The sequence below is a fragment of the Pararobbsia silviterrae genome (genome assembly GCF_003628125.1).
Classification (GTDB): domain Bacteria; phylum Pseudomonadota; class Gammaproteobacteria; order Burkholderiales; family Burkholderiaceae; genus Pararobbsia; species Pararobbsia silviterrae.
In genome coordinates, this window is the sequence record NZ_RBZU01000001.1 from 848,975 (window position 1) to 870,753 (window position 21,779).

Genomic DNA, 21,779 nt, shown 5'->3' on the forward strand with positions numbered 1-21,779 from the left:
ATCCCTGTCCGATCTCGCTACCGTTTTACCCGATAGTGTTTCGATCGTATGAGTCACAGCCTGCGTAAAGCGCGCATTGTTCTGCATATCGCACGCGGCGTGCTGCTTGCGGCGACGGTCTTTCAGCGCGCGAGCGCGGCCAAACGGCAGGACCTGATCCGCGCGTGGTCGCGGCACCTGCTGCACCTGTGCGGCATGAAGCTCGTCGTGCACGGCGACGCGCATACGATCGACGCGGGCACGCTCGTCGTCGGCAACCACGTCTCGTGGATCGATATCTACGTCGTCAATGCCTGGCGTCCGACGCCCTTCGTCGCGAAGTCGGAGATCGCGAAATGGCCCGTGATCGGATGGCTCGCGAAGACGATCGGCACGGTGTTCATCGAGCGCGAGAAGCGCGGCGACGCGCGCCGCATCATGCACCATCTCGCCAGCGAGTTGTCGGCCGGCCGGAATATGTTCGTGTTTCCCGAGGGGACGACGAGCGACGGGCAAGGGTTGCTGCCGTTTCACTCGAATCTGTTCCAGGCGGCGGTATCGGCCGGCGCACCCGTGCAGCCCGTCGCGATGGTCTACAAGGATGCCGCGGGCAATCCGACGCGCGCGCCCGCCTATATCGACGATATGAATCTGCTCGATACGCTCAACGCGATGCTCGACGCCGCGCCGCTCGAAGTGCATCTGTATGTCGGCGAGGGCATCGAACCCGGCGCGCAGCGACGCGAATTGTCGGCAATGGCCGAGGCGACGATCGGCGCCGCGCTCGACGCGATGCGGCGCGGCAGTATGCCCGTGGAGATCGATCGAACGAGCGCATCGGTCGTGTCCGCTTAGTCGCGTCGGCTTAGCCGCGCCCGTGTGTGTGAAGCACGACTCGGCGTGCCTGCGGCAACAAGCGGCCGACCGAGCACGCGTCTAAGGACCTGACTCAGTCCCCGTCTAAGCGCCCGACGATTCCCCGCATTTGACTTGAATCAGCGTGCGATGCTCGGGATCGGGCACGAGGCGCAGCGCGCTGAGCTTGTTGCCCCAGACGCATCCGCTGTCGAGCGCGCAGATATCGCTGCGCAGATGCAGCCCGAGCGCCGCCCAGTGCCCGAAGACGATCGGCGTACCCGCGGTCTTGCGGCCCGGCACGTCGAACCAGGGCAGATAGCCGGGGGGGGCGCTGTCGATTCCGCCGTTGGCCTTGAATTCCATTTTGCCGTTCGGATCGCAGAACCGCAGCCGCGTCAGCGCATTGACGATCACGCGCGTGCGGTCGTCGCCCTTCAACGTGCCGGACCACGCGGCGGGCTCGTTGCCCCACAAATTCTTGAGGAAGGCCTTCCAGTTGTCGCCGCGCAGCTCGCGCTCGACCTCGGCGGCGAGCGCGAGCGTCTGCTCGACGCTCCATTGCGGCAGCACGCCCGCATGCACCATCAGGAAGCCGTGATCGAAGTGGGCGAGCGGCTGGCGGCGCAGCCAATCGATCAACGCTTCGACATCGGGCGCGCTGAAGATGTCGTCGAGCGTGTCGCCCTTTTTCTGCGTGTGCGCGCCGGCGGCGATCGCGAGCAGATGCAGATCGTGATTGCCGAGCACGACCTTCGCTCGATCGCCCAGCGCGATGACCGCGCGCAGCGTGTCGAGCGACGCGGGGCCGCGGTTCACGAGATCGCCCGTGAGCCAGATCGGCGTCGTCGCGTCCATCTCGATGCGCGTCAGCAGTCGTTTGAACGCCGTGTGGCAGCCCTGAAGATCGCCGATGGCGACAGGGTAGGGGACGAAGGATTGGGCGTGCATGAGTGTTGTGCGAGAAGGTTCGGGCACGGGGCGCGGCGCATGCGTCGTTCCAGCTAGGAGTCGGCGATCGCCCGGATGCCAGCCACTATAATAGATTCCCTTCGGGACGCCTGTCGTCCGTGGCCACTTCAAGGAAGCCTATGATTCTCGTGACGGGCGGGGCTGGCTTTATCGGCTCCAATTTCGTGCTGGACTGGTTGCGTCAACATGACGAAGGCATCGTCAACGTCGACAAGCTGACCTATGCGGGCAACCTCGCGACACTCAAGTCCCTGTCGGGCGATCCGCGGCATATCTTCGTGCACGCCGATATCGGCGATGCGCCGGCCATCGAGCGCGTGCTCGCCGAGCACCGGCCGCGCGCGGTGCTGCATTTCGCGGCGGAAAGCCACGTCGATCGTTCGATTCACGGCCCCGCGGCATTTGTGCAGACCAACGTCGTGGGTACGTTCACGTTGCTCGAAGCCGTACGCGGGTACTGGAACACGCTCGATGCCGACGCGCGGCTCGCGTTCCGTTTCCTGCATGTGTCGACCGACGAGGTGTTCGGTTCGCTCAACGCCGACGATCCCCCGTTTTCCGAAACGACCGCCTATGCGCCGAACAGCCCGTATTCGGCTTCGAAAGCGGGCTCCGATCATCTCGTGCGCGCCTACCATCACACGTACGGCCTGCCGGTGCTGACGACGAACTGTTCGAACAACTACGGTCCGCATCACTTCCCGGAAAAGCTGATCCCGCTGATGATTCTCAACGCGATCGACGGCAAATCGCTGCCCGTCTACGGCGACGGCAAGAACGTGCGCGACTGGCTCTACGTCAGCGATCACTGCGCGGCGATCCGCACGGTCCTGTCGGCCGGCCGCGTGGGCGAGACGTACAACGTCGGCGGCTGGAACGAGATGGCCAATCTCGACGTCGTGCACTTGCTGTGCGATCTGCTCGACGAAATGAAACCGAAAGCATCGGGTTCGTATCGCGACCAGATCACGTTCGTGACCGATCGTCCGGGTCACGATCGGCGTTATGCGATCGATGCGCGCAAGATCGAGCGCGAACTCGGCTGGCGCCCCGCGGAGACGTTTGCCACGGGCTTGCGCAAGACCGTGCAGTGGTATCTCGACCATCCGCAATGGGTTCGCGACGTTGCAACGGGCGACTATCGCAAGTGGGTACAAACGCAGTACTCGTCATCGAACTGAGGGGTTATGGCGCGCAAAGGCATTATTCTCGCGGGCGGTTCCGGCACGCGGCTCTATCCGATTACGCTTGGCGTCTCGAAGCAACTGCTGCCGATCTACGACAAGCCCATGATCTATTACCCGCTGTCGACGCTGATGCTCGCGGGGATACGCGATGTGCTCGTGATCTCGACGCCCGAGGACACGCCGCGTTTCTCGGCGCTGCTCGGCGACGGCGCGCGATGGGGCATGCATATCGAGTACGCGGTGCAGCCGTCTCCCGACGGACTCGCGCAGGCCTTCGTGATCGGCCGCGATTTCGTGGGGCGCGACCCGGCCGCGCTCGTGCTTGGCGACAACATCTTCTACGGGCACGATCTGCCGCGTCAGTTCGAACGCGCGGATGCGATCGAGTCCGGCGCGACGGTGTTCGCGTATCACGTGCATGATCCCGAGCGCTACGGCGTCGTTGAATTCGATGCGCAGAATCGTGCGCTGTCGATCGAGGAAAAGCCGGCCAAACCGCGCTCGAACTATGCGGTCACGGGGCTGTACTTCTATGACAACGACGTCTGCGACATTGCGGCGAGCATCCGGCCTTCGACGCGCGGCGAACTCGAGATCACCGACGTCAACATGCGCTATCTCGAAGCCGGCAAGCTCAATGTCGAGATCATGGGACGCGGTTACGCGTGGCTCGATACGGGCACGCATGATTCGCTGATCGAAGCCTCGACGTTCATCGCGACGCTGCAAAAACGGCAGGGATTGATGGTCGCGTGTCCCGAGGAAATCGCGTTGCGCAAGCACTGGATCACGATCGACGAACTCGCCGCGCTCGCCGCTCCGTTGTCGAAGAACGCCTATGGGCGTTACCTGCAATCGCTAATCGCCGATCATCACGCATGAGCATCCAAGTCACCGATACCGCGCTTCCCGAAGTCAAGCTCATCGAACCGAAGGTGTTCGGCGATGCGCGCGGGTTCTTTTACGAAAGCTTCAACGCGCGCACGTTCGCCGAACGGACCGGCGTTACGACGCCGTTCGTTCAGGATAACCATTCACGCTCGGCCAAGGGCGTGCTGCGCGGCCTGCACTATCAAATCGAGCATGCTCAGGGCAAGCTCGTGCGCGTCGTCGCGGGAGAAGTCTTCGATGTGGCCGTCGATATCCGACGCAGTTCGCCGGACTTCGGCAAATGGGTCGGCGTGCATCTGAGCGCCGACAACCACAAGCAGCTCTGGGTGCCGCCCGGATTCGCGCACGGGTTCGTCGTGTTGTCCGATAGCGCGGAGTTTCTCTACAAGACGACCGACTATTGGTATCCCGAGTTCGAGCGCAGCATCGTCTGGAACGATGCCGATCTCGCGATCGAGTGGCCGCTCGACAGTGCACCGATCGTCGCGGCGAAGGATGCGGCCGGGCAGGCCTTCGCGCATGCCGAGGTCTATGCATGAAGATCCTCGTAACCGGACGTCACGGACAGGTCGGCTCGGAACTGCGGCGCGCGCTCGCGCCGTTGGGCGAGGTCGTCGCGTTCGATCGGCATGAACTCGATCTCGCGCAGCCTCGCACGCTCGCGGCGCGTGTCGACGCGATCCGTCCCGACGTCATCGTCAATGCGGCGGCACATACGGGTGTCGATGCGGCGGAAAGCGAATTCGAACTTGTGCACCGTGTCAATGCGGAATCGGTCGGCGTGCTCGCGGGGCTCGCGCGTCAGCACGACGCGCTCTTCGTCCACTACTCGACAGACTACGTGTTCGACGGCAACGGGTCGCGCCCCTACGTCGAAACGGACCCCGTTTCGCCCGTCAATGCGTACGGCCGAACCAAGCTCGAGGGCGAGCAGGCCACGGCGGCATCGGGCGCGGACTGGCTCGTGTTCCGGACCTCATGGGTCTATTCGCCGCGCGGCCGCAATTTCCTGCGTACGATGCTGCGGCTCGCGGGCGAACGCGACCTCTTGCGCGTCGTCAACGATCAGCACGGCACGCCGACTTCGGCACGCATGATCGCCGACCTCACCGCGCATGCGATCCGGCATGCGCAGCATGAACGCGCGCAGCGTACGTTCGCCTCCGACGTATTTCACCTGACGGCCGCCGGTGCGACGACATGGCACGGCTTCGCGAGCGAGATCGTCGCGCTTGCGCGGCGCAGCGGCGCATTCGAGATCAAGGCGGCCGAGGTCGCGCCGGTCGGTACGGATGCGTATCCGACGCCCGCGCGGCGGCCGCGTTATTCGGTGCTCGACAATACGCGATTCGAACGCCGCTTCGGACTCGTTCGCCTCGCGTGGCGCGATGCGCTTGAACTGGTATTCGACGAGTTGACGCGCGTCTAGTCCCGCGGTGAAGAGGTAAGGAAATGTAACGCGTTGTATGCGAACGGCGTCGATCGACGCCGCGTCGCGCGATGCGGCGTGCGCCCGTATGCCGCATGCAGCCTTGTCATCGGCCTTGAATACCCAGGGTTTTGCGGTGCGTCGAAAGCCTCATTTGGCGCGTTCGCCCGGCATGCCGCATCCGTATGACGCCGTGATTTCTCGAAAGCGCTTGAGTTAGAATGCGCTCTTCTTGCAACGCTTTGCACGAAGCGTCAAGCCAAGAAACGTAAGCCGTTTGCATGCAAATTATTCGCGTGGGCGCTAAGGATCGAGCTCGATCGCGTATCGAGGCACACGATGTTTTTACCAAGAAGCGGCGCCTGGTCCGGCAACTAGAGCGAAGCCTCACGAGGAATGCACTGAGATATGAAGGCCGTCATATTGGCTGGGGGATTGGGGACGCGGATCAGCGAGGAGACAGCCGTCAAGCCGAAGCCCATGGTCGAAATCGGCGGACGTCCGATCCTCTGGCACATCATGAAGATCTATTCGGCCCATGGGGTCAACGACTTCGTGATTTGCTGCGGATACAAGGGCTATGTGATCAAGGAGTATTTCGCGAATTACTTCCTGCACATGTCCGACGTGACGTTCGATATGAGCCGCAACACGATGGACGTCCATCAGCGCAACGCGGAACCGTGGCGCGTGACGCTCGTCGATACGGGTGACGCGACACAAACTGGCGGACGTCTCAAGCGTGTCGCGCCTTATCTCGATGACGAACCGTTCTGCCTCACGTACGGTGACGGCGTCGGCGATATCGACATCACGAAGTCGATCGAATTTCATCACACGCATGGCCGGCTCGCGACGATGACCGCGACGCAGCCTTCCGGGCGCTTCGGCGCGCTCGATCTCGACGGCACGGCGGTGCGCAGCTTCGTCGAAAAGCCCGCGGGCGGCGCAGGTTGGATCAACGGCGGATTCTTCGTGCTCTCGCCGAAGGTCGTCGATCTGATCGACGGCGACGAGACGCTCTGGGAGCGTGAACCGCTCGAGCAGCTCGCGCGCATGGATCAGTTGCAGGTCTTTCAGCACTCGGGATTCTGGCAGCCGATGGATACGTTGCGCGAAAAGAATCAGCTCGAAGATCTGTGGGCGGCGAAGAAGGCGCCCTGGAAGGTTTGGGCATGAAGCCTTCGTTCTGGCAGGGCAGGCGCGTTTTCCTCACGGGGCACACGGGTTTCAAGGGCAGTTGGATGTCGTTGTGGCTCCAGTCGCTCGGCGCCGAGGTGACGGGCTATGCGTTGACGCCGCCGACACAGCCGAGTCTGTTCGAGCTCGCGCGCGTCGCAGACGGCATGCGTTCGATCATCGGCGACGTGCGCGACGCGAATGCATTGCGCGACGCGATGGTCGAAGCGCGGCCCGAGATCGTGTTTCATATGGCCGCGCAACCCCTTGTGCGCTACAGCTATACGAATCCTGTCGAGACGTATGCAACGAACGTCATGGGGACCGTCCATCTGCTCGAGGCCGTGCGCCAGACGCCCGGCGTGCGCGCCGTCGTGAACGTCACGACGGACAAGTGCTACGAGAACCGCGAATGGCATTGGGGCTACCGCGAGAACGAAGCCATGGGCGGCCACGATCCCTATAGCAGCAGCAAAGGGTGTTCGGAACTCGTGACGGCGGCGTACCGCGCATCGTTTTTCGGACCCGCGACGTATGCGACGCACGGCGTCGCGCTCGCGTCGGCGCGCGCCGGCAATGTGATCGGCGGCGGCGACTGGGCGAGCGATCGCTTGATTCCCGACATCGTCGCTGCGTTTTCGGCGTCGCGCCCGGTGCTGATACGCAATCCGAATTCGGTGCGTCCGTGGCAACACGTGCTCGAACCGGTGCGCGGGTACATGATGCTCGCCGAGGCGCTGCACGAGCGCGGTACGAAGTATGCGGAAGGATGGAATTTCGGACCCTATGACGAAGACGCGCAACCCGTTCGATGGATCGTCGACGCGTTGTCGCAGCGGTGGGGCGGCGATGCGCGCTGGCAGATCGACGGTGCGGACCACCCGCATGAGGCGACGTTCCTCAAGCTCGATATTTCGAAGGCCCGCGCGGAACTCAAATGGCAGCCCGCGTTGCGTCTGCGTGACGCGCTCGGCCTGATCGTCGACTGGACGCACCGTTGCGCTTCCGGCGAGAATTGCCGATCGGTCACGCTGGATCAGATCCGCGCCTATCAGGACCTCAGCGCAACGCCCACCCCACATTAGAAGCCGGAATCGAGCGACGGCGGGGGCCTGTATCGTCGCGGCGTGAAGGCCGCGCGGCGAGCGCCACGCCAAGCTTCATATCCGGCACACAAGAAACAGAGATCGACTATGGAAAACGCCAAGACTCAAGCCCTGCGTCAGCAGATCGCGTCACTCGTCGAAGAGTACGCGTCGATCGCGCTCGCGCCGCAACCGTTCATGCCGGGCGCGACGGCCGTGCCGCCTTCCGGCAAGGTGCTCGGCGCGGCCGAACTCAAGCTGATGGTCGAAGCCTCGCTCGACGGATGGTTGACGACGGGCCGCTTCAACGACGAATTCGAAAAGAAGCTCGCGCGATTCATCGGCGTCAATTATCTGATTACCGTTAATTCGGGCTCGTCGGCGAACCTCGTCGCGTTCTCGACGCTGACCTCGCCGAGGCTCGGCGATCGCGCAATCCAGCCGGGCGACGAAGTCATCGGCGTGGCGGCGGGTTTTCCGACGACCGTGAACCCGATCCTTCAGTTCGGCGCGGTGCCCGTGTTCGTCGACGTTGAACTCGGCACCTACAACATTGACGCGACGAAGATCGAGGCCGCGATTTCGAGCAAGACCAAGGCGATCATGCTCGCGCATACGCTCGGCAATCCGTACAACCTCGAGGTGATCGTCGCGCTCTGCAAGAAGTACAAGCTCTGGCTCATCGAAGATTGCTGCGATGCACTCGGCGGCACGTACAACGGCCAGCTCGTCGGCACGTTCGGCGATATCGGCACGCTGAGCTTCTACCCGGCGCACCACATCACGATGGGCGAGGGCGGCGCGGTCTTTACGAACAATTACGAACTCAAGCAGATCGCCGAGTCGTTCCGCGACTGGGGCCGCGATTGCTATTGCGCGCCGGGCAAGGACAACACGTGCGGCAAGCGCTTCGACTGGCAGCTCGGCAATCTGCCGCACGGCTACGATCACAAGTACACATATTCGCATCTCGGCTATAACCTCAAGATCAGCGATATGCAGGCCGCGTGCGGGCTCGCGCAGCTCGAACGCATCGACGAATTCGTCGCGGCGCGTCGCCGCAATTTCGCGTACCTGACCGAACGTCTCCAAAGCTGCACCGAATTCCTGATCCTGCCGCATGCGACGCCGAATTCAGATCCGTCTTGGTTCGGTTTCCCGATCACGATCCGGGAGACTGCCGATGTACGCCGCGTCGATTTGCTCGAATATCTCGATCAAAGCAAGATCGGCACGCGCCTGCTTTTCGCGGGTAATCTCGTGCGCCAGCCGTATATGCAGGGCCGCAATTTCCGCATCAGCGGCGAGCTGACCCAGACCGACATCGTCATGAACAACACGTTCTGGATCGGTGTGTATCCGGGGCTCACCGAAAAGCAGCTCGACTTTGTCGCAAGCAAGATCGAGACGTTCCTCGGGGTCAATTTCTGATCGAGTTGGACAGCCAGGCAAGCGGTGAAGGGTGGTGCGGTCTGTTTCCGGAGGCGCAATGCGCTTCTGACGGGGATGAGACGCGAGTGAGTCGAATCGCTCGGATTGCAATTTCTTTTTTTGGGAAAAATTACGATGAATGCTCGTGAACGCAAGATGCTGGATATTTTGAAGCGACTCAAGCAGGAGTTTGGCTGCGTCGCTGTCAAAGCCGAGTTCGAAGCGGAAGGCACGCGTGTCGACGAACTGCTGCGTCTGGTGGAACTCGTGCGTCGCGCGGATCTCAAGTTCGGTCTGAAGATCGGCGGTTGCGAAGCCATTCGCGACCTCATCGAAAGCAAGCAGATCGGCGTGGACTACATCATTGCGCCGATGGTCGAAACGCCGTACGCGCTGTCGAAGTTCATCGAAGCGAAGAACAAGATCTACACGGCCGAAGAACAACAGGACACCGAGTTCCTGTTCAACCTCGAGACGCTGCAGACCTTCAAGTCGCTCAACGAAATGGCCGACCTCGCGCGCGCGCCGAACGCGTGCTCGGGCATCGTGTTCGGCCGCGTCGATTTCGCGGGCTCGCATGGCTGGTCGCGCGACGCGATCAATACGGATCCCGTGACCGAGTACTGCCTGAAGACGGCGGAAGTCTGCAAGGACAAGAACCTCGAACTCGTCGTCGGCGGCGGTGTGTCGATCGATGCGATCCCGGCGCTCAAGCGTATCGCGGCCGTTCACCTGACGCGCTTCGAAACCCGCAAGATCATTTTCGAAGCGAAGGCCGCGACGGTGCCGACGATCGAAAAGGGCCTGCTCGAAGCCGTGCACTTCGAATTGCTGTGGTTGCTCAACAAGCGCGACTACTACGGCACGATCGAAGCCGAAGACAACAAGCGCATCGACATGCTCGAAAGCCGCTGGAAGGTGCTCAACGCACAATAAGCCGCAGCGGACCATGACAGCATCACAACGCGTCGCCGTGTTCGGCGCATCGGGAGCCATCGGCGGCGCGATCGCCGAATGGTTCGCCGCCCGCGGCGACGACGTCGTCGCCATCAGCCGCTCGGGCAAGGGCCCCGCTTCGCCGAATATTCGGTGCGTGAGCTGGGACGGTGCCGGCGCTCTGCCCGAGATCGGCGCGCCGGTGTCGGCCGCGGTCTGGGCCCAGGGCGCGAACTGCACCGACAGTATCCACACGTTCGACCTCGAGGCGCATCAGGCGATGTACGCGGCGAACGTCACGTACATCATGACGAGCCTGCAGGCGCTGCTCGCGCGTGATCTCGTGGCCGCGGGCGGGCGTCTCTGCATCATCAGCTCGATCTGGCAAAATATCGCGCGACAGAACAAGCTCTCGTACTGCGTGACGAAAGCGGCGCTGCAGGGGCTCGTGCAGTCGCTCGCGATCGACCTCGGCGCGTCGGGCTATCTCGTCAATGCCGTGCTGCCGGGCGCGCTCGATACGCCGATGACGCGCGCGAATCTGAGCCCCGAACAGATCGCGAAACTCGAAGGCATGACGCCGCTCGGGACGTTGCCGGCGCTCGACGACGTGACCCATCTCGTCGGCTATCTGTGTTCGCCCGCCAATACGGGGATCACGGGTCAATTCGTTTCGGCTGATAAGGGGTTTTCCCGTGCAAGAATCCTTTGACATTGTTTCCTCGTCGGGCAGTTACGCGGTGCGGGTCGGCCGCGGCCTGCTCGCCGGCGTCGTCGCCGCGCACGCCGACGCGATCTATCTCGTCGACGAGCGCCTCGCGCACCTATTGCCCGCATCGGCCGCCAAGCGCGTGCTCATCGAGGCGAACGAGACGCGCAAGTCGCTCGAGGCGATGCCCGATGTGATCCTCAAGCTCCGCGAACTCGGCGCGAACCGTTCGACGCATATCGTCTCGATCGGCGGCGGCGTGCTGCAGGACATCGCGACGTTCGCCGCTTCGGTCTATATGCGCGGGCTCAAGTGGACGTATATGCCGACCACGCTGCTCGGCATGGCCGACTCGTGCATCGGCGGAAAATCGTCGATCAACGTGCTCGGGTACAAGAACCTCGTCGGCAACTTCTATCCGCCGGTCGAGGTCGTCATCGATATCGACTTCATCCGCTCGCTCGACGCCGAACAAGTCATCGGCGGGCTCAACGAAGCCGTCAAGATTTGCTACGCGCGCGGCGCGCAGTCGTTTGCCGATTATCTCGCCGACGGCCCCGTGTGGCCCTTGCCGCCCGAGATCGCGCAGCGCCTGCTCACGCGGTCGTTGACGACGAAGAAATGGTTCATCGAAATCGATGAATTCGACCGCAAGGAGCGTCTGCTCCTCAACTACGGCCATACGTTCGGGCACGCGCTCGAAGCGGCGACGCAGTTCGGCGTTTCGCATGGCGTCGCGGTCGGGCTCGGCATGCTTGTCGCGATCGATTTCGCCAAACGCGGCGCGCATCTGACGCCGGCAGGCACGGCGCAGGCCGATGCGCTCGCGCGCCATGTCGAGGCGATGACCGACATCGTCGTCGAGAGCGGCGTGCGGTGGCCGCGCGTCGATCTCGCGGCCGTGCTCCAGAAGTTCGACAACGACAAGAAGCACAATAGCGAGTTCTATCGCGTCGTGGTGCCGGTGCGCGACGGCGAGCTCGAGCTCATCTCGATCCCGCGCACGGATGCGACGCGCGCCGCGCTGCGCACGTCGTACGAGGCGATCTTCGCGCAACTCGGTATCGACAGCGCCGCGCAAAGCAGCGCCGCCTGAAGCACTCAGAGGGTTATGAACAAGACAGATGCGACCGCGGTCGCCACGCAAGACGACTGGTCGATCGAAGCCGACCTCGACGCGATCTGCGATGCGACGGGCTCGGCCTGGTCGGCATTGCGAGGTGCGCGCGTGTTCATCACGGGCGGCACGGGGTTTATCGGACGCTGGCTGCTCGAATCGCTGCGCCATGCGAACCGCCGCTTCGGCCTCGACGCAAAGGCCACGATCCTGACGCGCAATCCGGGGGCCTTCGCGAAGAAGGCGCCCGAACTCGCGGCGTACGAAGGCTTCGATTTCGTCACGGGCGACGTGCAAACGTTCTCGTTCGGGCATGAAGCCTATAACTTCATGATCCACGCGGCGACCGACGCGAGCGCCGCGCTCAATGAACACAATCCGCGCCTGATGTACGACACGATCGTCAACGGCACGCACCGCGCGCTCGAGTTCGCCGATCATCATCGCGCGCCGATGTTGTTCCTGAGTTCGGGCGCCGTCTACGGCCAACAGCCGTGGGAGATGTCGCATGTCTCCGAGGACTATACGGGCGGCCCGAAATGCAACGACGCGCGTAACACCTATGCCGAGGCGAAGCGCGCGGCCGAAATGCTCTGCGCGATCTTCTCGAAGCAGAACGGCGTCAGCGTCGTGACCGCGCGAATTTTCGCGCTGCTCGGCCCCTTCCTGCCGCTCGGCACGCACTTCGCGGCCGGCAATTTTTTGCGCGACGCGATGGACGGCAAGCCCGTCGTCGTCAACGGCAACGGTTTGCCGTGCCGGTCGTATCTCTATACGTCCGATCTCGCGGCGTGGCTCTGGCGCATGTTGCTCGAAGGGCGACCCGGCAGCGTGTACAACGTCGGTTCGGAGGAATCGGTCTCGGTGGCGGAACTGGCCGAACATGTCGCGCAGCGCGTCGGGACAGGCGAATTCAAGGTGCTCGGGGCCGCCGATACGGGATGGAACCCCGGGCGTTACGTGCCGGATATCAGCGCGATCCAGCGCGATCTCGGCGTCACGAGAACGGTCTCGCTCGACGACGCGATTGTGCGCACGGCGCTCGCGAACGGATGGAATCGAAGGACATAAGGATATGAAGCTCTCGGACTACGTTGCACAAACCCTCGCGGCTCACGGTATTCGCCATGTGTTCATGGTGACGGGCGGCGGCGCGATGCATCTGAACCATTCGCTCGGCACGCATCCCGAGTTCGAATGCGTGTTCAATCACCATGAGCAGGCTTGCGCGATGGGCGCCGAGGCGTATTACCGCCTGACGAACCGGCTCGCGGTCGTCAACGTGACATCGGGCCCGGGCGGCACGAACGCGATCACGGGCGTCTACGGCGCCTATGTCGATTCGATCGGCATGCTCGTGCTGTCGGGCCAGGTCAAGTACGAGACGACCGTGCGCAGCACGGGGCTGCCGCTGCGCCAATACGGCGATCAGGAACTCGATATCGAGCAGCTCGTGCGGCCCGTCACGAAGTACTGCGAGATGGTCACGGATCCCGAGTCGATCCGCTATCACCTCGAAAAAGCGCTGTATCTCGCGACCGCCGGGCGTCCGGGGCCGGTCTGGCTCGATATTCCGCTCAATGTGCAGGCCGCCCAGATCGATCCCGCGACGCTCGAGGGCTTCGATCCCGCCGAGCTCGACGAACCCTGGAAGCACATCGATCTCGATGCGACGAGCGATGCGATCCTCGCGAAGCTCGCGACCGCGAAGCGCCCCGTGGTCTTCGCGGGCGGCGGCGTGCGTCTGAGCGGTCAGCAAGCGGCGTTCGTCGCGCTCGTCGAGAAGCTCGGCATCCCGGTCGTCACGGGCTGGAATGCGCATGATGCGGTGCCGAACACGAATCCGCACTTCGTCGGCCGTCCGGGCACGCTCGGCGATCGCGCGGGCAATTTCGTCGTGCAGAACGCCGATCTGCTGCTGATTCTCGGCAGCCGCCTCAATATTCGTCAGGTCAGCTACAACTGGGCGGCATTCGCGCGCGAAGCCTACAAGATCTGGGTCGACATCGACCCGATCGAGCTCCGCAAGCCGACCGTCAAGGCCGATATGCCCGTGCTCGCGAATCTCGCCGACCTGCTGCCCGCGCTCAATGCGCGCGCCTATGCGGGGCCGAACGCGGAGCAAAAGGAATGGCTTGCCTGGTGCCAGGAGCGTCAGCGTCGCTTCCCGGTCGTGCTGCCCGAGTATCACGACAACGCGCAGATCAATCCGTACGTGTTCATGGATCAACTTTTCGCCGAACTCGGCGAAGACCAGATCATCGTGACAGGCAACGGTTCGGCTTGCGTGATCAGCTTCCAGGCCGCGCAGCTCAAGGAAGGCCAGCGGCTTTGGACGAATTCGGGCTGCGCGTCGATGGGCTACGACCTGCCGGCCGCGATCGGCGCGTGCAAGGGCTCGGGCGATCAGCCGATCGTCTGCCTCGCGGGCGACGGCAGCATCATGATGAATCTGCAGGAACTGCAGACGATCACCGGCAATCGCTTGCCGATCAAGATCGTCATCCTGAACAACAGCGGCTATTCATCGATCTTCCAGACGCATCGCAACTTCTTCAAGGGCGTCGAGGTCGGCGCGGGGCCGAAGAGCGGCGTGAACTTCCCCGATTTCGGCAAGCTCAGCGCCGCGTTCGATCTGCCGTTCATTCGCGTCGCGACGCACGACGGCATCGCCGATGCGATTCGCAAGACGATGGACATCGACGGGCCCGCGGTCCTCGAAGTCATGATCGACGAGCATCAGCCGTTCGCGCCGAAGCTCGCGTCGAAGCAGCTTCCGGACGGACGCATGATCTCGCCGCCGCTCGAAGACCTCGCGCCGTTCCTGTCGCGCGAGGAGTTCGAGCAGAACATGATCATCGAGCAGTTCAACGAGTCGATCTGATCCGATTCCACGCGAACGCGATGCCGCGGCGCAAGTCGCCGCTCGCGGCGCGGCCCACGGCCGTCGCGACGCCGCCCCAGACCAGCGCGAGCGGTCTGGGCAGCGTGAGGATCGGCGCGAGCCAGAACCGATAGAGCCAGCGATCGCCGAGACGGCGCGCAAACCGGTCGCGCGTCGCGCGCGCATCGCCGATGCGCGCGAGGCGCTGGCGGAACAGATAAAACGGATAGTAGGCCACCATCAGCCGCGTCTCATAGCGGCGAATCGCATGCGCGCCGAGCCCGTTGGCCGTATAGCTGTCGAGAATGCCGCCGAGGTTCGTGACGAACACCTGCGAGAAATCGTAGCCGCCCGAATTGTTGCGTTTGCACGCGACGAGATAGCGATCCATCAGCAGATTCGCGCGCGCGGCAATGGCTGCGCGCAGCACGAGGTGCACCTGCACGAGGTTGCCGCCGCGGAAATCCATCGCGTCGACATCGCCGACCAGGCGCTTGTTGATCACGCACGACGAAATCAGCGTCAGCAGCGGCCCGATCGCGGGCAGGAAGTCGTCGGCGCCGTCGAATTCGACGTCGCGCCCGGTTCCACCCGGGTGTTCCTTGCGAAAGTCGTTCTCGAAGCCGTAGGGGCGCATGCAGACCACGCCCCATTCGCGGCGTTCGAGCGCGTCGAGCAGCGCGCGGAGTCCGCCGTCGACGAACAGATCGTCGTCGCCGAGGATCAGCACGTAGTCGCCATGCGCCGTGTTGAAACACTGCGCGATATTCGAATCCGATCCGATGTTCTCGGCATTGCGGATGTAGCGGATCGGCAGGCCTTTCGCCTGGACGTCGGCCACGACCTGTGGCGTATCGTCGGCGCTCGCGTTGTCCGACACGACGACTTCGACGCGCGCGCGGCGTTCGGGCGCGTCGAGCGCCTGGATTTCGGCGCGCAGCTGCTCGAGTGTGGCGGCGAGGAAGCCGGAACGCTGATAGGTCGGAATCGACAGGGTCAGCAAAGGGCGATCGGTATTCAGAATGGGGTTCTCCATGACAGATTGCAGCGACGCCAGACGATCGCCGAGACCGGCACGATAAACAGCGCCTGGACGCACAGCATCGCAAGCACGACGCCGGCGGCCGAATACCGGTCCGCGGCCCAGATCGACAGGGGTACGGTCATACACGCACCGGCGATCGCCACCCAGAACAACGGCTCGCGCCGGAACGAACGGAGTTGCGCGGACAGCATATTGACACTGTTTCCGAGTCCGACGACGAGCAGCAAGCCGACGAAGGGGGCCGGCGGCAACAGGCGTGCTCCGAACGGTGTGGCGTCGAGCGCGATCCGCGCGACCGTGAGCCCGAGCGCGCCGACGGCGAACGCGAGCGTCGCAAAACCGAAATCATGCCTGAAAAGTGTGTCGAGCCGGCGCCAGTCGCGTCGGCTCGCGGCTTGCGCCATCGCGGGCACGCGCCGCGCGATCCACGATTGCGCGAGCAGGCCCAGCATGTTCGCGATCGTCAGCGAGAGCCCCATCTGCCCGGCGACGACCGCCCCCTGGCTATGAAACAGAATCGGCGTGTAGATTTGCGTGAGCAGATAGCCCGAGAGCCAGCTCAGTCCGATTCGCCACTGCAGCGGCCAGATTTCGCGGCGCCAGCTCAATGTCGCGCGATGCGTGCGTGAGCGCGCGCTCGCCAGCAAGCCGGGCCGCCGCGCGAGCAGCCACGCGCCGCCGACGAGCGCGCCCGTGAGCGCGGGCAGCGCGGGTGCCCAAAGCCCCTTGCCGAGTGCGATCGCGAGCCATGCGCAGATTGCGCCCGCGACGCCCTGCGCGAGCCGCACGCGATACGCTTCCTTGACGCGCCCGCTGCCCTCGATAAACGCGAGAAACGGCACGATCGGAATGCCGGCGGTCGTCGCGAACGCGAGCAGGATCCAGGCCGGCAGCCAGTCTCCGATCGGCAGCGTATCGGCCGTGCCGTGCCAGTGAAAGAACGCGATGCCGCACGGCAACAGCAGCGCGAAAAATGCGGCCGCCAGCGCGACGTACAGGCGCGCCGACATGCGCACGAGTGCATCGAAGCGGTCTTTCGCGTCGCCCGCCGTGCCGCCGTCGTCGAGCCAGCGCGTCGACACGAAGAGATGCGCGGTCAGTTGGATCAGCACGCTCGACAAGCCGAGGTCGAACAGCGTATAGATCGCCGCGAGGCTCAGGAAGCTGTAATACCAGCCCTGCTGGACGGGGCTCAGGAAGTGCGCGACGAGGATGACGGTCACGAGCCCGGAGCCGGCCTGCCAGCCGCGCTGGGCGATGATCGTCAGGATGTCCGTTTGGCTTGCGCGTTTGAGAAAGGCGAGCATGAAGGATCGGTCGAGGGCGCATCGAAGGCGCGCCGCGTCGGTTTTGCGGGACGCGGCGACGGGTCGAGTGCCAAGGTTGGATTTTACGCGCCGCGTGTTCGGGTCGAGCACGACACGGACTCCGAAGCTTCGGCCCATCGACCGGGGGGCGCTTGCACGGTTGAGGCGACGGTCGCGCGCTGCGGGCGCGGGCGCGAAGCCAGTATCGGCGTTTGCCGCGCGCGGCGACATCGACCGATTGTTAAAACGGTGGGGCGAGATTCGGCATAATGCGGTTCTTTTCCCTCCGAGCCGCCGATGATGTCTTCCGCCGCGACGCCTTCTCCCGCGTCTTCCGCGTCTCCCGCGCCCGTCCTGACCGTCAGCGTCGTGACCTATCGGCCGGACCGCGCGCTGCTCGAACGCACGTTCCGGAGTCTCGTGAGCGCGTATGCGCGCGCGAGAGAGACCGCGGGTGTGCGGCAGGGCGTGTCGCAAGGCGGACTGCGTGTCGTGCTGATCGATAACGGCGACGATCTGACGCCCGATCTCTATGACACGCTCGCGCACGCGGCATCGGTCGATCTCGTCGTGTTGCGCGGGCACGGCAACGTCGGCTACGGGGCCGGCCACAATCTGGCGTTGCCCTATGCGGACGGTGCGTTTCATCTGGTGCTGAACCCCGACGTCGAACTCGGCGCCGATACGCTGACGCGCGCGTTCGCGTTTTTCGAGCGGCATGCCGATATCGGCCTGATTGCGCCGCGCGTCGTCGGCGATCACGGCCAGATCGAGTATCTGTGCCGACGCGAGCCGTCGGTGCTCACGCTGTTCGTCCGGGGCTTTCTGCCGCGCCGTTTGCGCGCCCCGTTCGCGGCGCGGCTCGCGCGCTACGAGATGCGCGACCGGATCGGACCGCGCGGCGAATTGCTCGGCGATGCCTCCGATATGCTCGAACCGCCGATCATCAGCGGCTGTTTCATGCTGTTCCGTACCGCCGTGCTCAAGCAGGTCGGCGGATTCGATCCGCGCTATTTCCTCTATTTCGAAGACTACGATCTGAGTCTGCGCGTCGGCACGGTCACGCGTATCGCGTACGTGCCGGACGTCGAGATCGTGCATTCGGGCGGGGGCGCCGCGAAAAAAGGACGCGCGCACATCAAGATGTTCGTCGCGTCCGCGTTTCGTTTCTTTTCGCGCTTCGGCTGGCGCTGGATCTGAATCGTCGCGCCGGATGACGCGCGCGCCCTAGGCGACCGCGGGCAACGGCGCGAGGCGCGCGATACGCGGTTCGGCCTCGACCATCCATTCGAGCGTCGCGTCGATGTGATGGAGCGTGCGTGCGCCGATAAGCCGGTCGAGCCGCTCGGTCGATCCGCGCACGAGCTTCGGATCGTTCGCGCGGACGAACGCCGGATTGACGCGGACCTCGATCGCATGACCCGTGATCGCGCGCAACGTATCGAGCACGTATTGGAGCGGATACGCACGGCCCGAGCAGAGATTGACGACCTCGCCCGCGGCATCGCTTTCGACGAGCCCCACATAGGCCTGCGCGATATCGCGCACGTCCGAGAAGTCGCGCGCGACGTCGATATTGCCGAGTTCGATGACCGGCGCGCGCCGCACGAAGTGATCGACGATCTTCGCGGTGACGAACTGGATGCCCTGGCCGCGCCCGATGTAGTTAAACGGCCGTGCGATGAGGATCGGCAGCCGATCGAAATACGTGCGCGCGATCATCTCCATCGCGACCTTGCTGATCGCATAGTGATTCGCGGGCGCGAGCGGCGCCGATTCGTCGAGTTCGATGCGGTCCGGCGCGGGTGTGCCGTAGACCATCGAACTGCTGACGAGCACGATCTTGTGCGGACGATGGCCGACGTCGAGGCACGCGCGCAGCAGGTGCTCGGTGCCCGCGACGTTGACGCGGTAGTAGGGATCGACGCGCTGCTCGGCCGCGAACGCGATGCCCGCGAGATGCACGATGACGTCGGGCCGCAGCGCGTCGACGATGCGCCGGCACGCATCGCGATCGACGATGTCGAGCAGCACTTCGTCGTCGGCGAGCGCTTGATCGGGCAGCGGATCGAAGACGCCGCCCACGACCGTGTGTCCCGCGTGTTCGAGCATCGCGCGCACATACGGGCCCGTGAAGCCGCGCGAGCCGGTCAGCAGCACCTTCATGGCGTCAGACCGCGACGAGCCGGTCGACGCGGTGTCGCTTGAGGTCGGCCTCGACCATCATGCGGCACAGTTCGTCGAGCGAGGTCTTCGGTTCCCAGCCGAGCACGCGCTGGGCCTTCGCGTAGTCGCCGATCAGCAGCTCGACTTCGGCGGGCCGATAGAACTTCGGATTCACGCGCACGATGGTCTGGCCCGTACGCGCGTCGACGCCGATTTCGTTTTCGGCCGAACCCTTCCAGTCGACGTCGACATCGACCGCGCGGAACGCGAGCGTCACGAAGTCGCGCACGGTCCGCGTCTGGTTCGTCGCGAGCACGAAGGTGTCGGGTTCGTCGGCCTGCAGCATGCGCCACATGCCTTCGACGTATTCGCGCGCGAAGCCCCAGTCGCGCGAGGCGTCGAGGTTGCCGAGTTCGAGCGTATCGAGCCGGCCCGAGTGGATGCGCGCGACAGCATCTGTAATCTTTCTTGTCACAAATTCAAGGCCGCGCAACGGCGACTCGTGATTGAACAGGATCCCGCTCGACGCGAAGATGCCGTACGACTCGCGATAGTTGATCGTCGTCCAGTGCGCGAACAGCTTCGCGACGCCGTACGGGCTGCGCGGATAGAAGTTCGTCGTCTCGGTCTGCGGCACGGCCTGGACCTTGCCGAACATCTCGGACGTCGAGGCCTGATAGAAGCGGATGTCGCGATTGACGATCCGGATCGCTTCGAGCAGATTCAGCGCGCCGAGGCCCGTGATCTGCGCCGTCGTCGCGGGCTGATCGAACGACACGCCGACGAAGCTTTGCGCGGCGAGATTGTAGATCTCGTCGGGCTGCGTTTTCTGCAGCAGCCGGATCGACGAGCCGAGATCGGTCAGGTCGTGCTCGACAAGATGAAACAGCGGATGCTGCGCGATGCCGAGCGATTCGACGCGCCAAAAGTCGACCGAGCTCGTGCGCCGGAATGCGCCGTAGACCTGATAGCCCTTCGAGAGCAGCAGTTGCGCAAGATACGCACCGTCCTGGCCGGTCACGCCGGTAATCAAGCAGCATTTCGTCGCCATAGGGCCTCGCGAATGTCGGTGTGGGGAACTCAAGCGATCTGCGTCGCGGGTTGCGGCGCGGGCGCGAGTTCGGGCAGGCGGCCGTACATGTCCTGAAAACGGACGATGTCGTCTTCGCCGAGGTATTCGCCGCACTGGACCTCGATGAGCACGAGATCGAGCACGCCGGGATTCGTGAGCCGGTGCTTGTCGCCGGCCGGGATATACGTCGATTCGTTGGGCTGCAGCGCGATCACGCGATCGCCGCATTGCGCTTCGGCGCACCCGCTGACGACGATCCAGTGTTCGCTTCGATGGTGGTGCATCTGCAGCGACAGCGATGCGCCGGGCTTCACGACGATGCGTTTCATCTTGAAGCGCTCGCCTTCCTCGAGCACCGTGTAGGTGCCCCACGGGCGATGCACGGTCCGATGCAGCTTGCACGACTGGTGACCGTCGGTCTTCAGGCGCGCGACGATCTGCTTGACGTCCTCGGCGCGGTCGCGGCTCGCGACGAGCAGCGCGTCGGGCGTGTCGACGATGATGAGGTCATGAATGCCGAGCGCGCCGATCATGCGCGTTTCGCCGCGGATAAAGCAGTTCTCGACGTCGTGCAGCGACACGGCGCCCTGCACGCGATTGCCGGCCGTATCGGGCTTGGTCAATTCGCTGATGGCCTGCCACGAGCCGATGTCGCTCCAGCCGATGTCGCACGGCACGACGGCGACGTTCGACGCGCGTTCCATGACCGCATAGTCGATCGACACATTCTCGGCGTGCTTGAACGACATCGGATCGAGTTCGATCGAGTAGCCGTCGTCGGATTGCGCGCGCGCGGCGCGCGCGACGGCCTGCGCGATCGGACCGGAGACCGCGCTCGCATGCGTATCGAGCGCGTCGAGGATCACGTCCGGACGGAAGCAGAACATCCCCGCGTTCCAGAGATGCTTGCGGCCGTGCACGTACATTTCGGCGATGTCGGCGGACGGCTTTTCGACAAAGCGCGAGACGTCATGAATCGCGGCGCTCGCGATCGGCGCGTCGACTTCGATATAGCCGTAACCGGTTTCGGGCCGCGTCGGCGCGATGCCGAACGTCACGATGCGTCCTGCTTGCGCGGCCTGCGCCGCACGCGCGACGGCCGCTTCGAACGCGTCGAGATCGTGGATCAGATGGTCGGCGGGCAGCACGAGCATCGTCGCGTCGTCGCCGTGGCGTTCGCGCACGGCCAGCGCGGCGGCGCCGATCGCGGGGGCGGTATTGCGCGCGACGGGTTCGAGCACGAAGCCCACGGTCACGTCGTCGACGCCGGTCTCGCGGCAATCGTCTTTTGCGAGAAAATACGTCTCGCGATTCGTCACGATCATGATCTCGCTGACGCCCGGCAAACGGCACGCGCGCAGGAAGGTCTTCTGCAGCAGGCTTTGTCCGTCTTCGAGGCGCATGAGCGGCTTCGGAAAGGCTTCGCGCGAGACCGGCCACAGCCGCGTGCCCGCGCCGCCGCAGATAATCACGGGCACCAGCCGGGTGGTCTGACCGGCTAACGCTTCGATCGCATGCATACTGTGACCTCGTGT

The 21,779-nt window shown here is 64.1% G+C and carries 20 protein-coding genes; 14 read left to right on the top strand and 6 right to left on the bottom strand.

Features of this window, described 5'->3' with window-relative positions:
- Positions 1-48 precede the first annotated feature (48 nt).
- Positions 49-834 (top strand): lysophospholipid acyltransferase family protein, encoded by a 786-nt coding sequence (locus tag D7S86_RS03875; protein WP_121083584.1) that lies wholly within the window; start codon positions 49-51, stop codon positions 832-834.
- Positions 835-939: 105 nt separating this feature from the next.
- Here D7S86_RS03875 and D7S86_RS03880 read toward each other — a convergent pair whose 3' ends face one another.
- A complete protein-coding gene (locus D7S86_RS03880; protein WP_121083586.1) occupies positions 940-1,785 on the bottom strand; it encodes a symmetrical bis(5'-nucleosyl)-tetraphosphatase in 846 nt (281 codons plus the stop codon).
- A 140-nt stretch (positions 1,786-1,925) separates the two neighbouring features.
- On the opposite strand from D7S86_RS03880, the gene rfbB reads away from it, so the two are divergent.
- From rfbB to D7S86_RS03940, 12 genes are all read left to right on the top strand, one after another.
- Complete coding sequence (rfbB, locus tag D7S86_RS03885; protein WP_121083588.1) at positions 1,926-2,987, top strand: dTDP-glucose 4,6-dehydratase; 1,062 nt, start codon at positions 1,926-1,928, stop codon at positions 2,985-2,987.
- A gap of 6 nt (positions 2,988-2,993) precedes the next feature.
- On the top strand, positions 2,994-3,875 hold the full coding sequence (gene rfbA, locus D7S86_RS03890) for a glucose-1-phosphate thymidylyltransferase RfbA (RefSeq protein ID WP_121083590.1): 882 nt from the start codon (positions 2,994-2,996) through the stop codon (positions 3,873-3,875).
- On the top strand, positions 3,872-4,423 hold the full coding sequence (gene rfbC, locus D7S86_RS03895; protein ID WP_121083592.1) for a dTDP-4-dehydrorhamnose 3,5-epimerase: 552 nt from the start codon (positions 3,872-3,874) through the stop codon (positions 4,421-4,423). The genes rfbA and rfbC overlap by 4 nt, the downstream gene beginning before the upstream one ends.
- Positions 4,420-5,313 carry a dTDP-4-dehydrorhamnose reductase gene (gene rfbD / locus D7S86_RS03900; protein ID WP_121083594.1) on the top strand — a complete coding sequence of 298 codons (894 nt, stop codon included), beginning with the start codon at positions 4,420-4,422 and terminating at the stop codon, positions 5,311-5,313. Before rfbC ends, rfbD begins: the two co-directional genes overlap by 4 nt.
- Positions 5,314-5,721: 408 nt before the next feature.
- Positions 5,722-6,492, top strand: a complete 771-nt coding sequence (gene rfbF, locus D7S86_RS03905; protein ID WP_121083596.1) for a glucose-1-phosphate cytidylyltransferase — start codon at positions 5,722-5,724, stop codon at positions 6,490-6,492.
- Complete coding sequence (gene rfbG / locus D7S86_RS03910) at positions 6,489-7,577, top strand: CDP-glucose 4,6-dehydratase (protein WP_121084284.1); 1,089 nt, start codon at positions 6,489-6,491, stop codon at positions 7,575-7,577. The genes rfbF and rfbG overlap by 4 nt, the downstream gene beginning before the upstream one ends.
- A 108-nt stretch (positions 7,578-7,685) precedes the next feature.
- Complete coding sequence (gene rfbH / locus D7S86_RS03915) at positions 7,686-9,008, top strand: lipopolysaccharide biosynthesis protein RfbH (protein ID WP_121083598.1); 1,323 nt, start codon at positions 7,686-7,688, stop codon at positions 9,006-9,008.
- 135 nt (positions 9,009-9,143) lie between these two features.
- Entirely contained in the window at positions 9,144-9,944 is an 801-nt protein-coding gene (locus tag D7S86_RS03920; protein ID WP_121083600.1) for an aldolase/citrate lyase family protein, read from the top strand.
- A 13-nt stretch (positions 9,945-9,957) separates the two neighbouring features.
- The gene (locus tag D7S86_RS03925) at positions 9,958-10,656 is read left to right on the top strand and encodes an SDR family NAD(P)-dependent oxidoreductase (RefSeq protein ID WP_121083602.1); all 699 of its coding nucleotides are present in this window, start codon (positions 9,958-9,960) and stop codon (positions 10,654-10,656) included.
- Positions 10,640-11,749 carry a 3-dehydroquinate synthase gene (locus D7S86_RS03930; protein WP_147432217.1) on the top strand — a complete coding sequence of 370 codons (1,110 nt, stop codon included), beginning with the start codon at positions 10,640-10,642 and terminating at the stop codon, positions 11,747-11,749. Before D7S86_RS03925 ends, D7S86_RS03930 begins: the two co-directional genes overlap by 17 nt.
- Before the next feature lie 15 nt (positions 11,750-11,764).
- Positions 11,765-12,841 carry an NAD-dependent epimerase/dehydratase family protein gene (locus D7S86_RS03935; RefSeq protein WP_121083606.1) on the top strand — a complete coding sequence of 359 codons (1,077 nt, stop codon included), beginning with the start codon at positions 11,765-11,767 and terminating at the stop codon, positions 12,839-12,841.
- A 4-nt stretch (positions 12,842-12,845) separates the two neighbouring features.
- Positions 12,846-14,654: a thiamine pyrophosphate-binding protein gene (locus D7S86_RS03940; protein ID WP_121083608.1), complete on the top strand. Its 1,809-nt coding sequence runs from the start codon at positions 12,846-12,848 to the stop codon at positions 14,652-14,654.
- Here D7S86_RS03940 and D7S86_RS03945 read toward each other — a convergent pair.
- Complete coding sequence (locus tag D7S86_RS03945; RefSeq protein ID WP_121083610.1) at positions 14,638-15,690, bottom strand: glycosyltransferase family 2 protein; 1,053 nt, start codon at positions 15,688-15,690, stop codon at positions 14,638-14,640. The genes D7S86_RS03940 and D7S86_RS03945 overlap by 17 nt on opposite strands.
- Positions 15,672-17,006, bottom strand: coding sequence for an MATE family efflux transporter (locus tag D7S86_RS03950; RefSeq protein ID WP_121083612.1), 1,335 nt, complete (start codon positions 17,004-17,006; stop codon positions 15,672-15,674). The genes D7S86_RS03945 and D7S86_RS03950 overlap by 19 nt, the downstream gene beginning before the upstream one ends.
- Positions 17,007-17,303: 297 nt before the next feature.
- Between D7S86_RS03950 and D7S86_RS03955 the strand changes: the two genes are divergently transcribed.
- Positions 17,304-18,206, top strand: a complete 903-nt coding sequence (locus D7S86_RS03955) for a glycosyltransferase (RefSeq protein ID WP_338069149.1) — start codon at positions 17,304-17,306, stop codon at positions 18,204-18,206.
- A 27-nt stretch (positions 18,207-18,233) separates the two neighbouring features.
- Here the strand turns inward: D7S86_RS03955 and D7S86_RS03960 are convergent, their stop codons facing one another.
- From D7S86_RS03960 to D7S86_RS03970, 3 genes are read right to left on the bottom strand one after another with little or no spacing between them, the layout of a single operon-like run.
- Positions 18,234-19,172, bottom strand: coding sequence for an NAD-dependent epimerase/dehydratase family protein (locus tag D7S86_RS03960; RefSeq protein ID WP_121083614.1), 939 nt, complete (start codon positions 19,170-19,172; stop codon positions 18,234-18,236).
- A 4-nt stretch (positions 19,173-19,176) separates the two neighbouring features.
- Complete coding sequence (gene gmd, locus D7S86_RS03965; RefSeq protein WP_121083616.1) at positions 19,177-20,223, bottom strand: GDP-mannose 4,6-dehydratase; 1,047 nt, start codon at positions 20,221-20,223, stop codon at positions 19,177-19,179.
- Between the two features lie 29 nt (positions 20,224-20,252).
- The gene (locus tag D7S86_RS03970; protein ID WP_121084288.1) at positions 20,253-21,764 is read right to left on the bottom strand and encodes a mannose-1-phosphate guanylyltransferase/mannose-6-phosphate isomerase; all 1,512 of its coding nucleotides are present in this window, start codon (positions 21,762-21,764) and stop codon (positions 20,253-20,255) included.
- Between the last annotated feature and the right edge of the window lie 15 nt (positions 21,765-21,779).

What these genes read in the sequence shown, in the direction of transcription:
- D7S86_RS03875 (WP_121083584.1), top strand. Translation starts at nt 49, where the DNA reads ATGAGTCACAGCCTGCGTAAAGCGCGCATTGTTCTGCATATCGCACGC.
- D7S86_RS03880 (WP_121083586.1), bottom strand. Translation starts at nt 1,785, where the DNA reads ATGCACGCCCAATCCTTCGTCCCCTACCCTGTCGCCATCGGCGATCTT.
- rfbB (WP_121083588.1), top strand. Translation starts at nt 1,926, where the DNA reads ATGATTCTCGTGACGGGCGGGGCTGGCTTTATCGGCTCCAATTTCGTG.
- rfbA (WP_121083590.1), top strand. Translation starts at nt 2,994, where the DNA reads ATGGCGCGCAAAGGCATTATTCTCGCGGGCGGTTCCGGCACGCGGCTC.
- rfbC (WP_121083592.1), top strand. Translation starts at nt 3,872, where the DNA reads ATGAGCATCCAAGTCACCGATACCGCGCTTCCCGAAGTCAAGCTCATC.
- rfbD (WP_121083594.1), top strand. Translation starts at nt 4,420, where the DNA reads ATGAAGATCCTCGTAACCGGACGTCACGGACAGGTCGGCTCGGAACTG.
- rfbF (WP_121083596.1), top strand. Translation starts at nt 5,722, where the DNA reads ATGAAGGCCGTCATATTGGCTGGGGGATTGGGGACGCGGATCAGCGAG.
- rfbG (WP_121084284.1), top strand. Translation starts at nt 6,489, where the DNA reads ATGAAGCCTTCGTTCTGGCAGGGCAGGCGCGTTTTCCTCACGGGGCAC.
- rfbH (WP_121083598.1), top strand. Translation starts at nt 7,686, where the DNA reads ATGGAAAACGCCAAGACTCAAGCCCTGCGTCAGCAGATCGCGTCACTC.
- D7S86_RS03920 (WP_121083600.1), top strand. Translation starts at nt 9,144, where the DNA reads ATGAATGCTCGTGAACGCAAGATGCTGGATATTTTGAAGCGACTCAAG.
- D7S86_RS03925 (WP_121083602.1), top strand. Translation starts at nt 9,958, where the DNA reads ATGACAGCATCACAACGCGTCGCCGTGTTCGGCGCATCGGGAGCCATC.
- D7S86_RS03935 (WP_121083606.1), top strand. Translation starts at nt 11,765, where the DNA reads ATGAACAAGACAGATGCGACCGCGGTCGCCACGCAAGACGACTGGTCG.
- D7S86_RS03940 (WP_121083608.1), top strand. Translation starts at nt 12,846, where the DNA reads ATGAAGCTCTCGGACTACGTTGCACAAACCCTCGCGGCTCACGGTATT.
- D7S86_RS03945 (WP_121083610.1), bottom strand. Translation starts at nt 15,690, where the DNA reads ATGGAGAACCCCATTCTGAATACCGATCGCCCTTTGCTGACCCTGTCG.
- D7S86_RS03950 (WP_121083612.1), bottom strand. Translation starts at nt 17,006, where the DNA reads ATGCTCGCCTTTCTCAAACGCGCAAGCCAAACGGACATCCTGACGATC.
- D7S86_RS03955 (WP_338069149.1), top strand. Translation starts at nt 17,304, where the DNA reads ATGATGTCTTCCGCCGCGACGCCTTCTCCCGCGTCTTCCGCGTCTCCC.
- D7S86_RS03960 (WP_121083614.1), bottom strand. Translation starts at nt 19,172, where the DNA reads ATGAAGGTGCTGCTGACCGGCTCGCGCGGCTTCACGGGCCCGTATGTG.
- gmd (WP_121083616.1), bottom strand. Translation starts at nt 20,223, where the DNA reads ATGGCGACGAAATGCTGCTTGATTACCGGCGTGACCGGCCAGGACGGT.
- D7S86_RS03970 (WP_121084288.1), bottom strand. Translation starts at nt 21,764, where the DNA reads ATGCATGCGATCGAAGCGTTAGCCGGTCAGACCACCCGGCTGGTGCCC.